We start from the raw sequence: 15,413 nt of genomic DNA on the forward strand, positions 1-15,413 counted from the left end.
GGAGGACGACGCCGGCCCGTCCCCTTCCCCGCGCTGGCCCTGACGGGTGCGGGGAAGGGGACGGGCCGGCGTCGTGATCCGGTCAGGTGTCCAGAGCCGGAATCAGTTGGACTGGGTGGTGGCACCCTCCGAGTAGTCCAACTCGTTCTCGCCAGTGGCTGCGGCATTGCCGGCAGTCAGGGACTGGGTCCCCCCGGCCTTCAGCGCGGCCAGGCGGGCCTCGACCTCGGTCTGCTCGCCCAGGTCCTCGAGGGACTCGAACTGGGCGTCCAGGGACGAGGCGGCCAGCTCGTTCTGGCCCCGCACGCGGGCCTCCTCACGGCGGACCTTCTCCTCGAAGCGGTTGACCTCGGAGGAGGGATCCATGATGTCGATGGACTTCACGGCGTCGTGCACCGCAGACTGGGCCTGGGCAGACTTGGCCCGGGCGGTGAGTTCGTCACGCTTGGACACCAGCTGACGGCGCTTGTCATTCATCTTGTCCAAGCCGTCCTTGAGCTTGTCCACGATCTCGGTCTGCGAGGCGATGGTCGGCTCCGCGGCCTTGGCCGACTTCTCGGCATCCATCTGGCGCTCGATGGCGACCTTGGCCAGGTTGTCGAACTTGTCCGCGGACGCCGTGTCACCGGCGGTCCGGAACTGGTCAGCCTTGGAGGAGGCGGCCAGGGCCTTCTGGCCCCAGCTCTTGGAGGCGTCCAGGTCCTCGTTGTAGTCGTCCTGGATCATGCGCAGGTTGCCGATGGTCTGGGCCACGGCGGCTTCAGCCTCGGAGATGCTGTTGGTGTAGTCGCGTACCATCTGGTCCAGCATCTTCTGCGGGTCTTCGGCCTTGTCCAGCATCGAGTTGATGTTGGCCTTGGCCAGGGTTGAAATTCGGCCGAATATGGACTGCTTTACCACGTTGTCGCCTTCCGCTCATTCCGTGAGGACCGGCGGTTTCTCCACCGGTTCCGTCTCCCGTGTCCCGCTGACGGGCGTTGGGCCCGGCACCTCGCGGCACCGGAAAATCTGTGGACCGTGTCGTTCGCTGGTCCGTTCCTAGAAGCTACCGCCGCCGATGTCCCCGAGGCCACCGCCACCGAAGTCCCCGCCACCCAGGCCGCCGCCACCGCCGAAGCCACCGAAACCGCCGCCGCCCCAGTCACCGTGGTCATTGTCTCCGCCGAGGATGCCGCCCATGAGGATGCCGCCGAGGATAGCCCCGCCGAGCCCGGCGCCGAAGCCGCCACCCCCGCCACCGCCGTAACCACGGCCCCCGGGGCCAGCACCGGCGCCGGCGTAGCCGCCCCACTGATTGAGGTCCTGCTGGGCCAGTTGGCTGGCGCGGTCCGCCAGGGAACTGGACTGGTTCGCCAGATTCAAGGCGGTCACCGGGTCCTGTCCGGAGAGCCGGACGGCTTCCTGAAGGGTCCGTTCCGCCTCGGCCAACTTGGTCCGGGCCTGACTGCCCACGGCACCCCGACGGGCCGCGATGAAGTCCTGGGTGCCGTCGATCTGGGCCTGTGCCTGGCGGATGGTGGACTGGAGCGCGGAGGCGGCCCGGCGCTCCTGCTCCTGGCGGTCCCGGATTCCGGACAGTGGTGCGTCGAGCTGGCGGTGGGCCTGCTCCAACGACTGCAGCAGTCGGAAGGGGGCCGGCCGGCCTGCAGCGATCTCAGATCTCACGCGGGACAGGGTCTGCTGCAAACCGGCCGCCGGTCCCGCCAGCTCGGTGTGTCGGCCAGCGTCCACGAGGGCCTGCGCCTGGGCGAGGTCCTGGGTAGACTGGTTGATCCCGATCTGCAGGTTCTCCATGGCGCTCTCCAGGTGCCCCCGAGCCTTGGCCACGGCCTCCACCAGGGTGGAGATCTGGGAGACGGCCTCCTCACCGGCCCGGATCGCCAGCACGGCGGTGGAGGGGTCGGAAGCGAGCGACTCCTCCGCCTTGGCCGCGGCTGCCCGGACGAATTCGAGCCGTTCCCGCGCCTGCGTGGCGTTGTCGTTGACCTCGGCCAGCGCCACGTCCGCGTAGCGGGTATGCAGGTCCACGAGGCCCTGCTCGGCCTGCGCCACCGAGTCCGCCACCTGATCGGCGCGGGTGTTCAGGGACTCCAGGGCCGCACCGGCGTTCTTCTCCAGGTCGCGGAGCGCGTCGAATTCCTTGGTGTGTGCGGACAGTGACTCGTTGACTGCCTGGCACCGGGCGATGATGTCCTTGAGCCAGGCGCGCTGTTGTTCCTCGGTGTCCGGGATGTGGTCGTCCAGCTGGTTCTGCAGCTTGTAGGACTCCCGCATGTGGTCCTTGGCGATCTCGATGTCCTGGGTGAAGGTCTCCACGGACTCCTCGCCATAGGAGGCCAAGGCGAAGCCGACCTCCTGCTCGGAGGAGCGGATCGCATCATCGGCGCCGATGAGCATGGAGCCCGCCTTGGTGCGCAGATCCTTCACGGACATCTCGTCGAGGGGATCCTTCGGCCCCTGTGCTCCGCGGGCGGAGTGGCTCTGCTGATCCGCCGTGGACTTGTTGCGTCGCATCAGGGCGTATCCACCGCCGGCGAGGGCGGCCACCGCCACGCCACCGGCGATCCAGCCGCCGGCACCGCCGCCGGAGTCGGGTCCGTTCACCCGACCGTCGGCGGCATCCTCGATTCCCGACACTGCGGACAGCGCCACGGTCTGCCAGTCGTCCTCGCCGACCGCAGGCAGTTCGGGGACGATGTATTCATCGATGATGTCCGTGGACAAGGGACCGATGCTGTTGGCCTGGGTTGCGGCGTACGCATAGCTTCGTGATTCGACAGCTACGGCGAGGATGGAGTCGGTAGAGCCCAGGTCCTTGGCCTCGGCGACGTCGGTGAGCCATGTGTTTCGGTCCATCGTCTGCCCGGACTCATCCGTGAACTCATCCACGTACACCACGAAGAGGTTCTGGCCCTCCGCGGACCGCAGGTCATTGATGGCTTGGGTGATCTCGTTCTCCTCGGCTGAGGTGAGGACCTCGGCCTCGTCCACCACATAGGTGCCCGGCGGAATGTCCACCGGCGCCTCGGCCCTGGCGGCCTCGGCGAGGGCCAGTCCGCCGGCCATGGTCAGTCCTGAGGCCAACAGGGCACTCGAGGCCAGGGCGGCGGGGGAGAGGCGGCGCAGTTGCACCGCAGGGGCCTGGGACTTCATGGATCACCCTTCAGGGGTACACGTGGGATGGTGGCTGCTAGCAGAAGTCTATGGGGCGATTCCGGACGTTCGCCATGAAGACGTGTGCGCCGTCGGCGAACCGTCGAGCATGCGCTCAGGGTTCGTCCAGCGAACACGATCCCAGTAGACAGGATGGAGCGGCAGGATAGACGGTGCGGTGCGGCCCGAGTGACCTGACCGACCACGACGACGGACAACCCACCGCGGGTGCTCCGGCAGGAAAGGACGACGACCATGAACGAAGCGGACCACAACGGCACCGAGGGTACCGGCGGGCAGTACGGGGAGACGCCTTCCGTCCCCCCGCGTCCTGAGACCCCGCCGACGTCCGTCCGGTCGTCCGAGCCGCTCTCTGCCAGCAGGGAGCCCTACCCCCGCTGGAACGAGACCCAGTCTCTGCCCCGCACAGATGCCTCAGAACCGGCCATGGATGCGCCGGAACCGGGCGCACCCATGGCGGGCTCATCCCACCAGGCACACCATCACGACGCCGGCCCGGCGAGGAAGCGCCGCACCGTCGGCGTCGGCGCGCTGGTCGCCGGCATGTTGCTGGCCGGCTTGGCCGGCGGCGGCGTGGCCGTCGGCGTCAACGCGGCCACGGACGACGACACCGGCTCGGCCGGCACTGGCTCCGTCCAGGAACAGGGCCACGGCCTGGACATCAACCGCTCGGAGGATGCCACCGCCGTCACGGCTGCGGCTGCCAAGGCGGCCCCCTCAGTGGTGACCCTGTCTGTCTCGGCTGGTCAGGCGTCCGGGTCGGGTTCGGGGGTCGTCCTCGACAACGAGGGGCACATCCTCACCAACACGCACGTGGTGACGCTGGGTGGACAGGCCGGAGATGCCGACATCACCGTCCAGACTGCCGACGGGGCCGTGCACACCGCCAGCGTCGTCGGAACCGACCCGGAGTCCGACCTCGCCGTCGTCAAGGTCGAGGCCGAGGGGCTCACGCCCATCGAGACAGGGCAGTCCTCCGAGTTGAACGTGGGCGACTCCGCCATAGCCATCGGTGCCCCCCTGGGGCTCTCCGGCACCGTCACGGACGGGATCGTCTCCAAGCTGAACCGCACGATCTCCGTGTCCTCCTCGGCCGTGCCCGAGGACAGCGGGGAGGGCGGCAGCCAGGACGCACCCGAGTTCGAGATCCCCGGTTTTCCCGCCCCCGAGCAGCAGCAACAGCAGGCGCAGGGATCGATCTACATCAATGTCATCCAAACCGACGCCGCCATCAACCCCGGCAACTCCGGCGGCGCCCTCGTGGACGCCCAGGGCCGGCTGATCGGCGTCAACGTGGCGATCGCCTCCGCGGCCGGGTCCTCTACCTCTGACTCTTCCGGCAACATCGGAGTGGGCTTCTCCATCCCCGTCGACTACGCACAGCGCGTGGCCCAGGACATCATCGAGAACGGAGAGGCCACCCACGGCTTCCTCGGCGTGTCCGTGACGCCCCAGCCCGCCACTCCGGCCGGTTCCGAGCCGAGTGCCGAGGCCAGCGGTGCCGGCATCAGCGAGCAGAACGCCCTGGCCTCCGGCGGCTTCAGCGCCGGAGCCCGTGTGGTCGAGGTGGTTCCGGACACGCCGGCCGCCGAGGCCGGGATCGAGGAGGGTGACGTCATCACCGGAGTCGGCGACCGGTCCATCGCGGACAGCGAGTCGCTGACCGCCGTGGTGCGTGAGTATCCCGAGGGCGGCACGGCCACGGTGCACTTCACTCGGGACGGCGAGGAACAGTCCGCCGAGGTCACGTTCGTCTCGGATGGGACCCAGGACTAGCGGCAGAGGGCACCATGGAGGACATGACGCCGCTGACGATGCCTCTCAAGACACCTGCCGAACTGGCCGCCGACCATGGATGGACGAAGGTCCTGGCCTTCGGCGCCCACCCCGATGACCTGGACTTCGGAGCCGCCGCGACGGTCGCGGGACTGACGCGGGCCGGTGTCGAGGTGACTTATGTGGTCATGACGGACGGCGACGCGGGAGGCTTCGAGGCCGAGAACCAGCACACCATGACGGAACGCCGGCACCGGGAACAGCGGGAGGCCGCTGCCCACCTGGGCGTACAGGACGTCGAGTACCTGGGAGAGCGGGACGGCTACCTGGAGGCCTCGCACGCCGTGATGGCCAAGGTGGTGGAGGCTATGCGCCGTCACCGGCCGGACGCTGTGTTCACCATGTCCCCCGAACGGGACTGGGACCGCCTGCAGCGGTCCCATCCGGACCATCTCGCCGCCGGTGAGGCGGTCGTCCGTGCGAGCTACCCCGCAGTGGAGAACCCCTTCGCCTATCCGGAGCTGGCCGCGCGGGGGTTGGAGGCGTTCCACCTGAAGTGGCTCGTGGTGTACTGCCACCCGGCGGCCCGGTCCAATCTCGCCGTGGACGTGACCGGGTTCGAACAGGACAAGCTGGCAGCCCTGCGCTTCCATGCCTCGCAGCACCCGGACGTGGCGGCGATGGAGGCCTTCGTCCTGGACGGTATGGAGCGACTGCACCGGGACTGGCTCGCCGCATCGGGCTCACCTGCCGCTGCCGGCACGGCGGACTCGAGCGTCCCTGCCGAGGCGGTGTCCGTGCCGGACCACTCCACCTCGAGCACCACCGCCGTCACGGCCGACGGTCGCCGACGATTCGTGGAGACCTTTCAGCTGGTCAGCGTCAACGACCCCACCACGATCAGCGGGTTCTAGACGAGGGTCAGCCCTCGGCGCCTTCCTCGGACGGGGTCGGCGTGCTGTTCGGATGACCGCCGTAGATCGGCCCCTGTGTCACCTGGTGGACGAGGTCGACGTTGCCCAGCGAGGCCGACGTCGGAGTCTCCGAGCCGCCCTCCGGCTCAAGGGTGACCACCAGTTCGCGGAACCCCTCGACGCCGCGGAAGGTGACCGGGTCCTCAAGGTCCTCGAGCGTGTGGGTGCCCAGGCTGTGAGGTGCCGAGCCGTCGGTGGGGAAGAGCCACAGCTGGAACACCTTGCCCTCGCCCGGGGACGGCATGCCGGCGAAGGTCACGTACGCGAGGTCGTGCTCCTTGGAGATGTGCCCCTGCATGGAACCGCCGTCCGTGAGCGAGACCTGCCGAGTGGTGAAGGAGTCCTCGGCGCGATCCACCGCCGAGACGATGTCCGGGCCCACGATCAGCCGCACGATGGTCCAGGCGCCCAGGACCAGGATCAGCAGCCCGGCGACCACGAGCATCCACTTCTTCACGGGACGCTTGCGCGTTTCACCATGGTCGGGGGACTCGGAGGGGCCCAGCCCGTCCACGAGGCCCATGCCGACGTCCTGCGCCGGCAGCCGGTGCAGCAGCTCGTCGAGCAGTTCCGAGGGGGGTTCGTGCGCCAGCCCGCGGAACGCCCACGTGATGGTGCGGCGGGCTCCCTCGATCCGGGCTCGCCACATGGTCGTGAATTCGGGGCCCTGGCGGGACAGGAAGCGGTCCAGCTCCTCGCGTTCGGGATCGGCCACGGCGTCGAGGGCCACCAGATCAGCCCACTCCTTGGCCAGGCCGTTCTCCAGGTCCTGGCTCAGGTTCAGGGTGAAGTTGCGCGTGGTGCCGGTGCGGGCCGCGATCTCCGGGGTGACCGCACGGTGCAGCACCGGATCGTCCTCACTCGAGCGTCCGAGGAACTTCTCCTGGTAGCGCGTGGAGACGCGCTGGACAGCGTCCCGCAGCCGGGACTTCACGGTGGGCACGGCGATGCCGAGCTCCTCCGCCACCTGACGGTAGGTCCGGCCCCCGGCCCAGGCCAGGTCCAGCGCCTCGAATTGGGCCGGGGTCAGCACGGACAGCACCGAGGTGGGCTGGCGGTGGCCGCCCTCGGCGGCACCGGCGCCGTCCGGCAGCAGTCCCATGCCGTATTCGGGCAGTGAATCCTCACGCAACAACCGCGTCATGGTGTCGTGCGCCAGGACCTCGAGCCAGCACAGGACCGAGCGGTGGCGGGCGCGGACGGAATCATCGTCGAACCGCTCATGCGGGGCCGCGTCCCAGACCCGGACATAGGTCAGCACGGTGGCCTCGTCGGCGTCGGCTTCGGAGGTGAAGATGGAGGACGCCAGTCCGTAGACCCAGGGGGCGGTGGCATCATAGAACGCGGAGAAGGAGGCCTGGTCGCCCTCGCCGGCCAGTCGCAGCAGGTCATCGAGGCCGGGGAGGCCGAGATCCGTCGCTGCGGCAGAGGTGGCCGAGGAGGCAGGCCCGTCTTCCGGGGCGGTCGGACGATCGGGGAGACCGGGAGCGTTCTTCTTCATGGTGCTTCAAGCATAGGAATGCCGAGCCGGCCCGCCTTGATGCCACGCGGACCGTGACCGGTCCGCAATGCGGGGATCAATGACTGCCGGCACGGAAACTGTATGGGGTGGCTCACGGCTCAGGCGGAGCCCGCGAAGCCGTGCTGGCGCCAGGCCTCGTAGAGGGCAATCGAGGCGGAGTTGGCCAGGTTCAAGGACCGTCGGGAGGGCTGCATCGGCAGCCGTACGCGGGAGGTGATCCGAGGATCGCTCAGAACCTCGGCCGGCAGGCCCGTGGATTCGCGGCCGAACATCAGAACGTCACCGGGACCGTAGTCGATGTCCGTGAACAGGCGCTCGCCACCGGACGTGAAGGCGAAGATCCGGGCCGGCAACAGGGCCGCCAGCGCCGTATCCAGGTCTGGGTGCACGGTCATCACGGCGAGGTCGTGGTAGTCCAGGCCCGCGCGGCGGAGCTTGGCGTCGGAGAAGTCGAAGCCGACCGGTTCCACCAGGTGCAGCTCTGCCCCGCTGATGGCCGCCAGCCGGATCACATTGCCGGTGTTGCCCGGAATCTCCGGGGAGTGCAGGAGGATCCTGAACCCCGGGGTGCCGGGGGCCGGTGCCCTCGGGGCCTCCAGGTGCGGGTTGGTCGGAACGGCGTCGGGCGTCGCGGCCCGGCGGAGTACGGGTTCGGGGGAGTCGGAAGGCACCCGGCCATAGTAGTGCGGCCGCGGGGCGCCCAGCCCCGGTGGGGCAGATCCCGCGCCGGGAACAGCCGGCGGCTCAGTACATCGCGCCAAGCAGCCGGGCCAGGAGCCGGCGGTCCACGGTGCCGGACAGCGGGCCGGTGCCGAGGAACATCTTCACGTCGCGGCCGAACTGCAGCGCGTTGGCCGGCGGGTCCGTGAGGAATCCCGCGTCCGAGTCCAGCACCGAGCGGGTGCGCTCCAGCTGGATGACGGGGGCGTGCGGGTTCTCGTCCGGACCGAGGACGAGGATGAACCCGCCGATGCTGCAGTCTGGGAAGGCCCGCTGGAGGGCGACCATCGCCGGGGCCAGGGACGGAGGCGAGAGGCGCCGGTCGCCGCGCCACATCTCCGCTCCGTCCCACCGGTAGACCCCTTCGGGGACCTGCATCGAGCTGATCACCGCCAGCCGGTCCCCGCACAGCACCACGTGGTCGATGGCCCCGGAGTTGAGCCGTCCGAAGGTCAGGTGCAGGCCGGTGACGAGGCGGCTGGCCGGCAGCGATCCGAGAACATGGTTCTGCAGCGTGCGGATGGTGCGTGCCTCGCGCACGAGCCGGTGGCCGGCCGGCAGGATGCCACGTTTGCGGGGTGCCCCGTGGATCTGCTGGGAACTGCGGGACAGATCCAGCACCATCTCGTCATCCAGCGGCGGCACATAGGTGATGGTCCCGGCACCGTTGCGGTCTCCTCCTCCACCCCGGCTCGTGGGCCGGCCGCGCCCGGACCGGGTGGAGAAGGCGGGGCCCGACGCCGGCCCGGCCGTCCGCGCACCCGCGCCGGACTGCGGTGGAACAGTGGACCCGGTCCGGCCACGCGGATTCCCCGGCCGCGACGACTCACCTCCGGCGCTGAAACCGCGATCGTACTCGCGGCGGGCCTCGGGGGTGCCGACCAATTGCCAGGCGTAGCTGACCAGCCGGAACGCGGCAGCGTCCCCGCCGTAGTCCGGATGCGTGCGGCGTGCCGCGCGCCGCCAGGCGGCCTTCAGGGTGGCGGTGTCCGCGTCGAAGGCGACGCTGAGGACCTCGTAGGCCGATCGGCCACCGAAATCTGCGGGAGTCATGGTGCCGTCACCCGGTATCGCAGGAACAACGCCCCGTCCTCCTCGAGCAGGCCCACCAGATCCATTCCGGTGGGGCGGGCCAGGTCAGCGCCCCCGATGATCCGGCCACCCGCACCGCCGGCGAGCAGCGGGGAGAGGGACAGGCACAGTTCGTCGGCCAACCCGGCGGCGGTGAAGGCTCCGAGCAGCGTGGGCCCGCCCTCCGAGTGCACGAGCCGATGGCCGCATGCGGCAAGCGCGGCGCGGATCCGGGCCGGTTCGGCCTGGTCAGTCCCGCAGTCCACGATGTCCGCGACCTCGCCGAGCGCGGCCCGTCGGCCGGCGTCGGCCCGGGTGGTGGTGAGGATGAGGGGTCGGACCGGTGCCGCGGTGAAGACGGTGCTCTCCGGGTCCAGGTCGAGGGATCCGGACACCAGGGCGACCGCGGGGTGGGAGGGCAGCCCCCGGGACTCGCGCCAGGCCCGATCCGCCGCGGAGACCAGGTCGCCGCCGTAGCCCTCGGCGCGCACGGTCCCGGCACCCACGAGGATGACGTCCGCGGGTCTGCGGAGCAGGGCGAAGAGCCGCTGATCGGCCGGCGTTCCGAGACCGTCGGAGCGACCGTGGACGGTGGCCGCGCCGTCGGCGGAGGACACGAAGTTGAACCGCACCCACAGTCCGTCGCGCGAGAGGACTCCGCGGCGCTGGTCCTGGCCGGGCGGGGCGTAGAAGGACACCAGGTCGTCGTCAGTCAGATCCGCGGTGAGGGTCGGACTGGCCAGTCCCGAGGGGTAGGGGTGGACGAATGCTCTCATGGGTTGACTCCTTCGGTCACGGGGGACGCCGGTTCCTGACCGTCCCAGTGGGCGGCATCTCCGGGTCCCGCCGAGCGGTCGGCATCCCGGTTGAGGCCATGCATGTTGTGCTCCAGTCGGTGAGGCTCGCGCCAGCCCATAATGGCCTCGGTCATCCGGATCGCCGAGACCGACGGCCCTACCTGGTGCAGGCGCAGCACACGGGCGCCGTTCAGGACGCACACCTGTGCCGCCGCCAGTGACCCGGCCAGCCGGGCCGATTTGTGCTGGGCCAGGGTCTCGCCGATGAAGTCCTTGTTGGACACGGCCGCCAGGGCGGGGAATCCGAGGGTCGTGAAGGCATCGAAGCGCCGGGTGATCTCCAGGGAGTGCCGCGTGTTCTTGTTCAGGTCGTGTCCCGGGTCCACGATGATCTTCTCCTCCGGGACCCCGAGGGAGACGGCCAGGTCGATCCGCCGCAGCAGGTACTCGCGGATCACGGTCACCACATCGTCGTAGTGTGGCGCCGGCACCGGGGTGCGCGGGGTGGCGAGGGAGTGGGTGATCACCAGGTGGGCGCCGCCGGCGGCCACCACCCGGCCGAAATCGTGGTGGAACATCCCGGTGGTGTCATTGACGACGTCGGCGCCGGCGGCGATGGCACGCTCGGCCACCAGCGGCTGGAAGGTGTCCGCGGAGAGGATCGCGGTGGCGGCGGGTCCGCGGCCGGCCCGCAGGGCGGCGATCACCGGCACCACGCGCTCGGCTTCCTCGTCCGGGGGCAGCTCCGGTCCGGGGGAGAACGGGACCCCGCCGACGTCGATCCAGTCCGCGCCGTCCTCGGCCGCCTTCCGGGCGGCACTCACCGCGGCGTCCAGGGAGAAGGTCGCGCCGTCGTAGAAGGAGTCTGGGGTGCGGTTGACCACGGCCATGAGCAGGATGCGCGAGCGAAAGTCCACGGTACGGTGCGCGAAGCGCTGGACCGGGTGGCTGAACTCCGGCTCGACCATGGGCATCGGCGGCGTGCTCCTCAGTGCCTGGGGGGGTGTTTCCGTGGGCTTGGGTGGGCTTCGGCGTGCCTCTGCAGATGTCGATTCATTGCGGGCCAGCGCGGCCCGCCCTGGCTCGGTGCAGAGAATCGTCCGTGCCATTCTGGCAGGATACCGGTGACGCGCTGGGAAACCGGCCTTCACACCGGGCCCAGTGGCCGGGGCCGGGGTGGCACGATGAAGACCATGCGCCGTAGACCCCGCCCCCGGCCCGATGCGCCGGAACCTGCCGTCCTCGATCCCTCCGAGGGTGCCTGGGTGGCCGCCATGCTGGAGGCCGGGACCGCGGGTCTCGGCGTCGAGTCCTGGAACGGGCACGTCGCCACGATCGTCCCGGTGGGGAATCCTGCGCCGTACGAGGCCTTCGCGCGGATCTTCCACCCCGTGCCGTGGCACCACCGGGACTGGGACCAGGACGCGGCCGCGCGGCTGCGCGGGTCCGGCCTGGTGCCGGAGGAGCACGCTGACTTCCGTGATGCGCCCCCGTCCGTAGACCGCACGCTCCACGCCTACGGCACCACGTCCTGGGGTCACGTCGCCGCGGACCGCGGCACCGTGTTCCACGCCGGCGCGCAGTGGGCGGACCTGGCGCGGGCGGACGACGCCGACTCCGCGCCCTCCACTCGGGAGACGGGTCTGGAGTACGGCCCGCCGGAACAGGGCCACCTGCCCTCACCGGCCATGGCGACACTGGCCGAGGTGCTCCTCGAACACACGGAGACTCCGCAGTACCTGGTACTGGGTCTGTGGCCCGGCCGCGGCTGGATGGATGGCGGCAGTTCCCGGTTCGGCCCGGGCGTGCTGGAGGCCACCGGCGGGAAGACGTCCTCCGTCCAGATGCCGCCGGCCTTCGGGCCGAGGACCACCCGCGTCATTCGCCGTGGATCCGGGCTGCTGGACGTCGGCGGCGGATTCCGCGAGTATCTGCTGGTGGCCGACGACGGCACCCGACTGCGCCACCCCGTCTGGGAGCGGTCCGCCCACCCGCTGGTGGCGGAGGGAGAGGCCACGGAGGAGCAGTCACCGAACCTCGCCTGGCCGCGGGACCGGGCCTGGGCGCTCGCCAGTGAGATCGATGTCGACACCACTCTGGTGGCCGGCTCCACCGGGTTGATCCGGGCCATCTGCACCCATCCCGGACTCGAGGCCGCCGTGGTGCGTCCGGAGACGGACCTGACCGCGTTCGCGGACACGGTCAATCACCGGGACCCCAGCGCATGAGCCGCCACCACCTCCTGTTGTGCATCAATCCCGCCTCCGTGACCGGCAACGATCTGGCTCGGGCGCTGGGGCTGGCCGACTCCGGAGTGGCGGGCGCCGTCGACCGGATCCTCTCTGGCCTGGACCGACCGCCACGACGCATCGACCTGGATCGGGTGGATCTGACCCCGCTGCCGCCGGGTCCTGACCGGACCCACGTTCCTGCTGGCCGTGATGAACGGCCGATTCATCGGCGGCGGCATGGAGGTGACCCCCGGGGCGCGGATCGATGACGGTGTGTTGGAGGTCTTCCACGTCGCGCCCCTGAGCGCGGTGCGTTTCCTGCGGATCTTCTCGAAGGTCTTCGCTGGACGCCACACGGACCTGCCGGAGGTGGACATCCGCACGGTGAGCTCGGTGCGGATCGAGAGCGTCACCGCGGTGGGGCATCCAGTTCCGCCCGGCCCCCCGTCCTGGCGGAGCACTGGTCCGGTCCTGCACGGGGACGGTGAGCCGTTGGGGATGTTGCCGGCCACGGTCACGGTGGAGCATGGCCAGTTGGCCCTGCTGGATGATGGTCGCCGCCCCTGACTCCTACACTGGAGTGCATGACCACTTCCGCCTCCCGGACCCGCGTCTACCTTGACCACGCCGCCACCACGGCACTGCGCCCGGTGGCGCTGGAGGCGTTCACGGCCAGCGCCCGAACGCTCGGGAACCAGTCCTCACTGCACCAGTCCGGCCGCGGCGCCAAGCTCCGGGTGGAGACGGCGCGGGATGCCCTCGCGGCCACTCTGGGCGCTCACCCCAGCGAGGTCGTCTTCACCTCCGGAGGCACCGAGTCGGACAACCTGGCACTTAAGGGGCTGTACTGGGCGCGCCGGGACCGCGCCCGCGCGTCCGGAGCACCGGAATGTCATCGCATCGTCCTCACGGGACTGGAGCACCATGCCGTCCTGGACGCGGCCACGTGGCTGGAGACCCATGAGGGGGCCCGGCTGGACTTCGTCCCGGTCCACGCGGACGGGCGGGTGGACCTGGACGCCTGGCGGGCCGCACTGGCCAGGAAACCCGAGACCATCGCCGTGGCCACGCTGATGTGGGCCAACAATGAGATCGGCACCATCCAGCCGATCGCCGCGGCGGCCGCCCTGGCGACGGACCACGGGGTGCCCTTCCACACCGACGCCGTCCAGGCCTTCGGCGCCGTGCCCCTCGACTTCCAGGCCTCCGGCGCCACCACGATGGCGGTGACCGGTCACAAGATCGGCGCGCCGGTCGGCGTCGGGGCCCTGCTGGTGCGGCGGGATGCCGCGCTCACCCCGGTGCTCCACGGCGGAGGCCAGGAGCGTGACATCCGCTCCGGGACCATCCCGGCCGCCCTCATCGAGGCCTTCGCCGCCGCCGCCACCGAGGCCCAGGCCCAACTGCCTGCCGAGCGGGAGCGCGTCGGCGGCCTGCGTGACCAGCTGATCGACGGGATCCGGGAGCTGGTGCCCGAGGCGCGGCTGACGGGCGCGGAGGATCTCGATCCCCTCACCGGGGCGAGGTTGCCAGCAGGAACCCGCCGACTGCCGGGCAACGTCCACTTCGTCTTCCCGGGGTGCGAGGGTGACTCCATCCTCTTCGGTCTGGACATGGTCGGGGTGGAGGCCTCCACCGGTTCGGCCTGTTCAGCCGGTGTGCCCCGTCCCTCGCACGTGCTGATCTCGCTGGGCATCGAGGAGGAGCTGGCCCGGTGCGTGCAGCGATTCAGCCTCGGGCATACATCCGGGCCTGCCGACGTTGAGCAGGTGTTGTCCGTGTTGCCGGACGTCCACGCCTCAGCCCTGCGTGCCGGGCTGTCCGGGCACGACTCCAGGATCAAGACCGCGAACAGTCAGCGCTGACCGGAAACGCAGTAGAAACCGCAGTACACCGAAGGGAAACCACGAACCATGAAGGTCCTCGCCGCCATGAGTGGGGGAGTCGACTCCGCTGTTGCCGCCGCCCGTGCCGTGGACGCCGGCCACGAGGTGGTCGGGGTGCACCTGGCACTGTCCCGCATGCCCGGAACCCTGCGCACTGGCTCCCGGGGCTGCTGCACCATCGAGGACTCCAGTGATGCTTGGCGCGCCTGCGAGAAGCTCGGCATCCCGTTCTACACGTGGGACTTCTCCGAGCGGTTCAAGGAGGACGTGGTGGATGACTTCGTGGCTGAGTACGCCGCGGGCCGCACCCCGAACCCGTGCATGCGTTGCAATGAGCGGATCAAGTTCGCCGCCCTGTTGGAGAAGGCGCTGGCCCTGGGCTTCGACGCCGTGTGCACGGGTCACTACGCGACCGTCCTCCGCAACGAGGCCGGCAGCCTCGAACTGCACCGCGCCGCCGACTGGGCCAAGGACCAGTCCTACGTCCTCGGGGTGCTGACCGCCGAGCAGCTCGAGCACTCCATGTTCCCGCTCGCCGAGACCCCGTCCAAGGACCTGGTCCGGGCGGAGGCGGCCGAGCGAGGATTGTCCGTGGCCGCGAAGCCGGACTCCCATGACATCTGCTTCATCCCGGACGGGGACACCCGCGGGTGGTTGAACGAGCGCATCGAGATGACCGAGGGTGACATCCTGGACACGGAGGGCAACCGCCTCGGCTCCCATCCCGGTGCGCAGGCCTTCACCGTGGGCCAGCGCAAGGGTCTGAGCCTCGGCCGTCCCGCTCCGGACGGCCGGCCCCGCTTCGTCCTCGAGGTCCGTCCCAAGGACAACACCGTCGTCGTCGGCTCCAAAGAGATGCTCGCCGTGGACCGGGTCACGGGCATCCGCCCCTCCTGGGCGGGGGCGCCGCTGGCCGAGGAGGCCACCGGTGAGTGGTTCGACTGTCACCTGCAGGTCCGGGCGCACGGGGATCCGGTGCCCGCCCGCGCACGGGTGGAGCATCCGGGGCATGCGGACGCCGCACCGCAGAACCACGACGCCGGCACCTGGGTCATCGAGCTCTTCAAACCCCTCGCAGGGGTTGCGCCCGGCCAGACGGCCGTGCTGTACCAGGGCACGCGCGTGCTGGGCCAGTCCACGATCGACACCGCCTTCAACGCCGCCCGGGTGGCCTGAGGGAATCTACTCACCGGTACCGCGCATGCGACTTGCCGGTAACTCGGGTTCGGAAATCGCGGGATCGCGGCGTACAGTCTGACGTG

The 15,413-nt window shown here is 70.2% G+C and carries 13 protein-coding genes; 6 read left to right on the forward strand and 7 right to left on the reverse strand.

All coding sequences use genetic code 11. The features are described from left to right. Window positions 1-102: 102 nt before the first annotated feature. Window positions 103-900 (reverse strand): PspA/IM30 family protein, encoded by a 798-nt coding sequence (locus ABD134_RS14600; protein WP_344230632.1) that lies wholly within the window; start codon window positions 898-900, stop codon window positions 103-105. 138 nt (window positions 901-1,038) lie between these two features. Continuing rightward, window positions 1,039-3,153 carry a TPM domain-containing protein gene (locus tag ABD134_RS14605; RefSeq protein ID WP_344230634.1) on the reverse strand — a complete coding sequence of 705 codons (2,115 nt, stop codon included), beginning with the start codon at window positions 3,151-3,153 and terminating at the stop codon, window positions 1,039-1,041. A 255-nt stretch (window positions 3,154-3,408) separates the two neighbouring features. Between ABD134_RS14605 and ABD134_RS14610 the strand changes: the two genes are divergently transcribed. Both ABD134_RS14610 and ABD134_RS14615 read left to right on the forward strand, forming a co-directional pair. Continuing rightward, a complete protein-coding gene (locus ABD134_RS14610) occupies window positions 3,409-4,950 on the forward strand; it encodes a S1C family serine protease (RefSeq protein ID WP_344230635.1) in 1,542 nt (513 codons plus the stop codon). A 23-nt stretch (window positions 4,951-4,973) separates the two neighbouring features. Next, window positions 4,974-5,864 (forward strand): PIG-L deacetylase family protein, encoded by an 891-nt coding sequence (locus ABD134_RS14615; RefSeq protein WP_378108167.1) that lies wholly within the window; start codon window positions 4,974-4,976, stop codon window positions 5,862-5,864. Between the two features lie 7 nt (window positions 5,865-5,871). Here the strand turns inward: ABD134_RS14615 and ABD134_RS14620 are convergent, their stop codons facing one another. The 5 genes from ABD134_RS14620 to folP all read right to left on the reverse strand — a co-directional run bounded on the left by ABD134_RS14620 (window position 5,872) and on the right by folP (window position 11,008). After that, the gene (locus ABD134_RS14620; RefSeq protein WP_344230637.1) at window positions 5,872-7,425 is read right to left on the reverse strand and encodes an anti-sigma factor domain-containing protein; all 1,554 of its coding nucleotides are present in this window, start codon (window positions 7,423-7,425) and stop codon (window positions 5,872-5,874) included. Window positions 7,426-7,544: 119 nt separating this feature from the next. Next, entirely contained in the window at window positions 7,545-8,045 is a 501-nt protein-coding gene (locus ABD134_RS14625) for a tRNA (cytidine(34)-2'-O)-methyltransferase (RefSeq protein WP_344230937.1), read from the reverse strand. Between the two features lie 145 nt (window positions 8,046-8,190). Then, window positions 8,191-9,219, reverse strand: a complete 1,029-nt coding sequence (locus ABD134_RS14630; RefSeq protein WP_344230639.1) for a J domain-containing protein — start codon at window positions 9,217-9,219, stop codon at window positions 8,191-8,193. Then, window positions 9,216-10,013, reverse strand: coding sequence for a pyrimidine reductase family protein (locus tag ABD134_RS14635; RefSeq protein WP_344230641.1), 798 nt, complete (start codon window positions 10,011-10,013; stop codon window positions 9,216-9,218). The genes ABD134_RS14630 and ABD134_RS14635 overlap by 4 nt, the downstream gene beginning before the upstream one ends. Then, complete coding sequence (folP, locus tag ABD134_RS14640) at window positions 10,010-11,008, reverse strand: dihydropteroate synthase (RefSeq protein ID WP_344230643.1); 999 nt, start codon at window positions 11,006-11,008, stop codon at window positions 10,010-10,012. The genes ABD134_RS14635 and folP overlap by 4 nt, the downstream gene beginning before the upstream one ends. A 219-nt stretch (window positions 11,009-11,227) precedes the next feature. Between folP and ABD134_RS14645 the strand changes: the two genes are divergently transcribed. From ABD134_RS14645 to mnmA, 4 genes are all read left to right on the forward strand, one after another. Further along, complete coding sequence (locus ABD134_RS14645) at window positions 11,228-12,262, forward strand: hypothetical protein (RefSeq protein WP_344230645.1); 1,035 nt, start codon at window positions 11,228-11,230, stop codon at window positions 12,260-12,262. 204 nt (window positions 12,263-12,466) lie between these two features. After that, on the forward strand, window positions 12,467-12,832 hold the full coding sequence (locus tag ABD134_RS14650) for a hypothetical protein (protein ID WP_344230939.1): 366 nt from the start codon (window positions 12,467-12,469) through the stop codon (window positions 12,830-12,832). A gap of 17 nt (window positions 12,833-12,849) precedes the next feature. Beyond that, window positions 12,850-14,130, forward strand: a complete 1,281-nt coding sequence (locus ABD134_RS14655; RefSeq protein WP_344230646.1) for a cysteine desulfurase family protein — start codon at window positions 12,850-12,852, stop codon at window positions 14,128-14,130. 48 nt (window positions 14,131-14,178) lie between these two features. Beyond that, entirely contained in the window at window positions 14,179-15,327 is a 1,149-nt protein-coding gene (gene mnmA, locus ABD134_RS14660; protein WP_344230648.1) for a tRNA 2-thiouridine(34) synthase MnmA, read from the forward strand. The last annotated feature ends 86 nt before the right edge of the window (window positions 15,328-15,413 follow it).

This window comes from Citricoccus alkalitolerans (assembly GCF_039528175.1).
Lineage (GTDB): Bacteria > Actinomycetota > Actinomycetes > Actinomycetales > Micrococcaceae > Citricoccus > Citricoccus alkalitolerans.

Bases quoted from the DNA above. Each gene is read 5' to 3' on its own strand.
- ABD134_RS14605 (WP_344230634.1), bottom strand. From the start codon at position 3,153: ATGAAGTCCCAGGCCCCTGCGGTGCAACTGCGCCGCCTCTCCCCCGCC.
- ABD134_RS14610 (WP_344230635.1), top strand. From the start codon at position 3,409: ATGAACGAAGCGGACCACAACGGCACCGAGGGTACCGGCGGGCAGTAC.
- ABD134_RS14615 (WP_378108167.1), top strand. From the start codon at position 4,974: ATGACGCCGCTGACGATGCCTCTCAAGACACCTGCCGAACTGGCCGCC.
- ABD134_RS14620 (WP_344230637.1), bottom strand. From the start codon at position 7,425: ATGAAGAAGAACGCTCCCGGTCTCCCCGATCGTCCGACCGCCCCGGAA.
- ABD134_RS14630 (WP_344230639.1), bottom strand. From the start codon at position 9,219: ATGACTCCCGCAGATTTCGGTGGCCGATCGGCCTACGAGGTCCTCAGC.
- ABD134_RS14635 (WP_344230641.1), bottom strand. From the start codon at position 10,013: ATGAGAGCATTCGTCCACCCCTACCCCTCGGGACTGGCCAGTCCGACC.
- folP (WP_344230643.1), bottom strand. From the start codon at position 11,008: ATGCCCATGGTCGAGCCGGAGTTCAGCCACCCGGTCCAGCGCTTCGCG.
- ABD134_RS14645 (WP_344230645.1), top strand. From the start codon at position 11,228: ATGCGCCGTAGACCCCGCCCCCGGCCCGATGCGCCGGAACCTGCCGTC.
- ABD134_RS14655 (WP_344230646.1), top strand. From the start codon at position 12,850: ATGACCACTTCCGCCTCCCGGACCCGCGTCTACCTTGACCACGCCGCC.
- mnmA (WP_344230648.1), top strand. From the start codon at position 14,179: ATGAAGGTCCTCGCCGCCATGAGTGGGGGAGTCGACTCCGCTGTTGCC.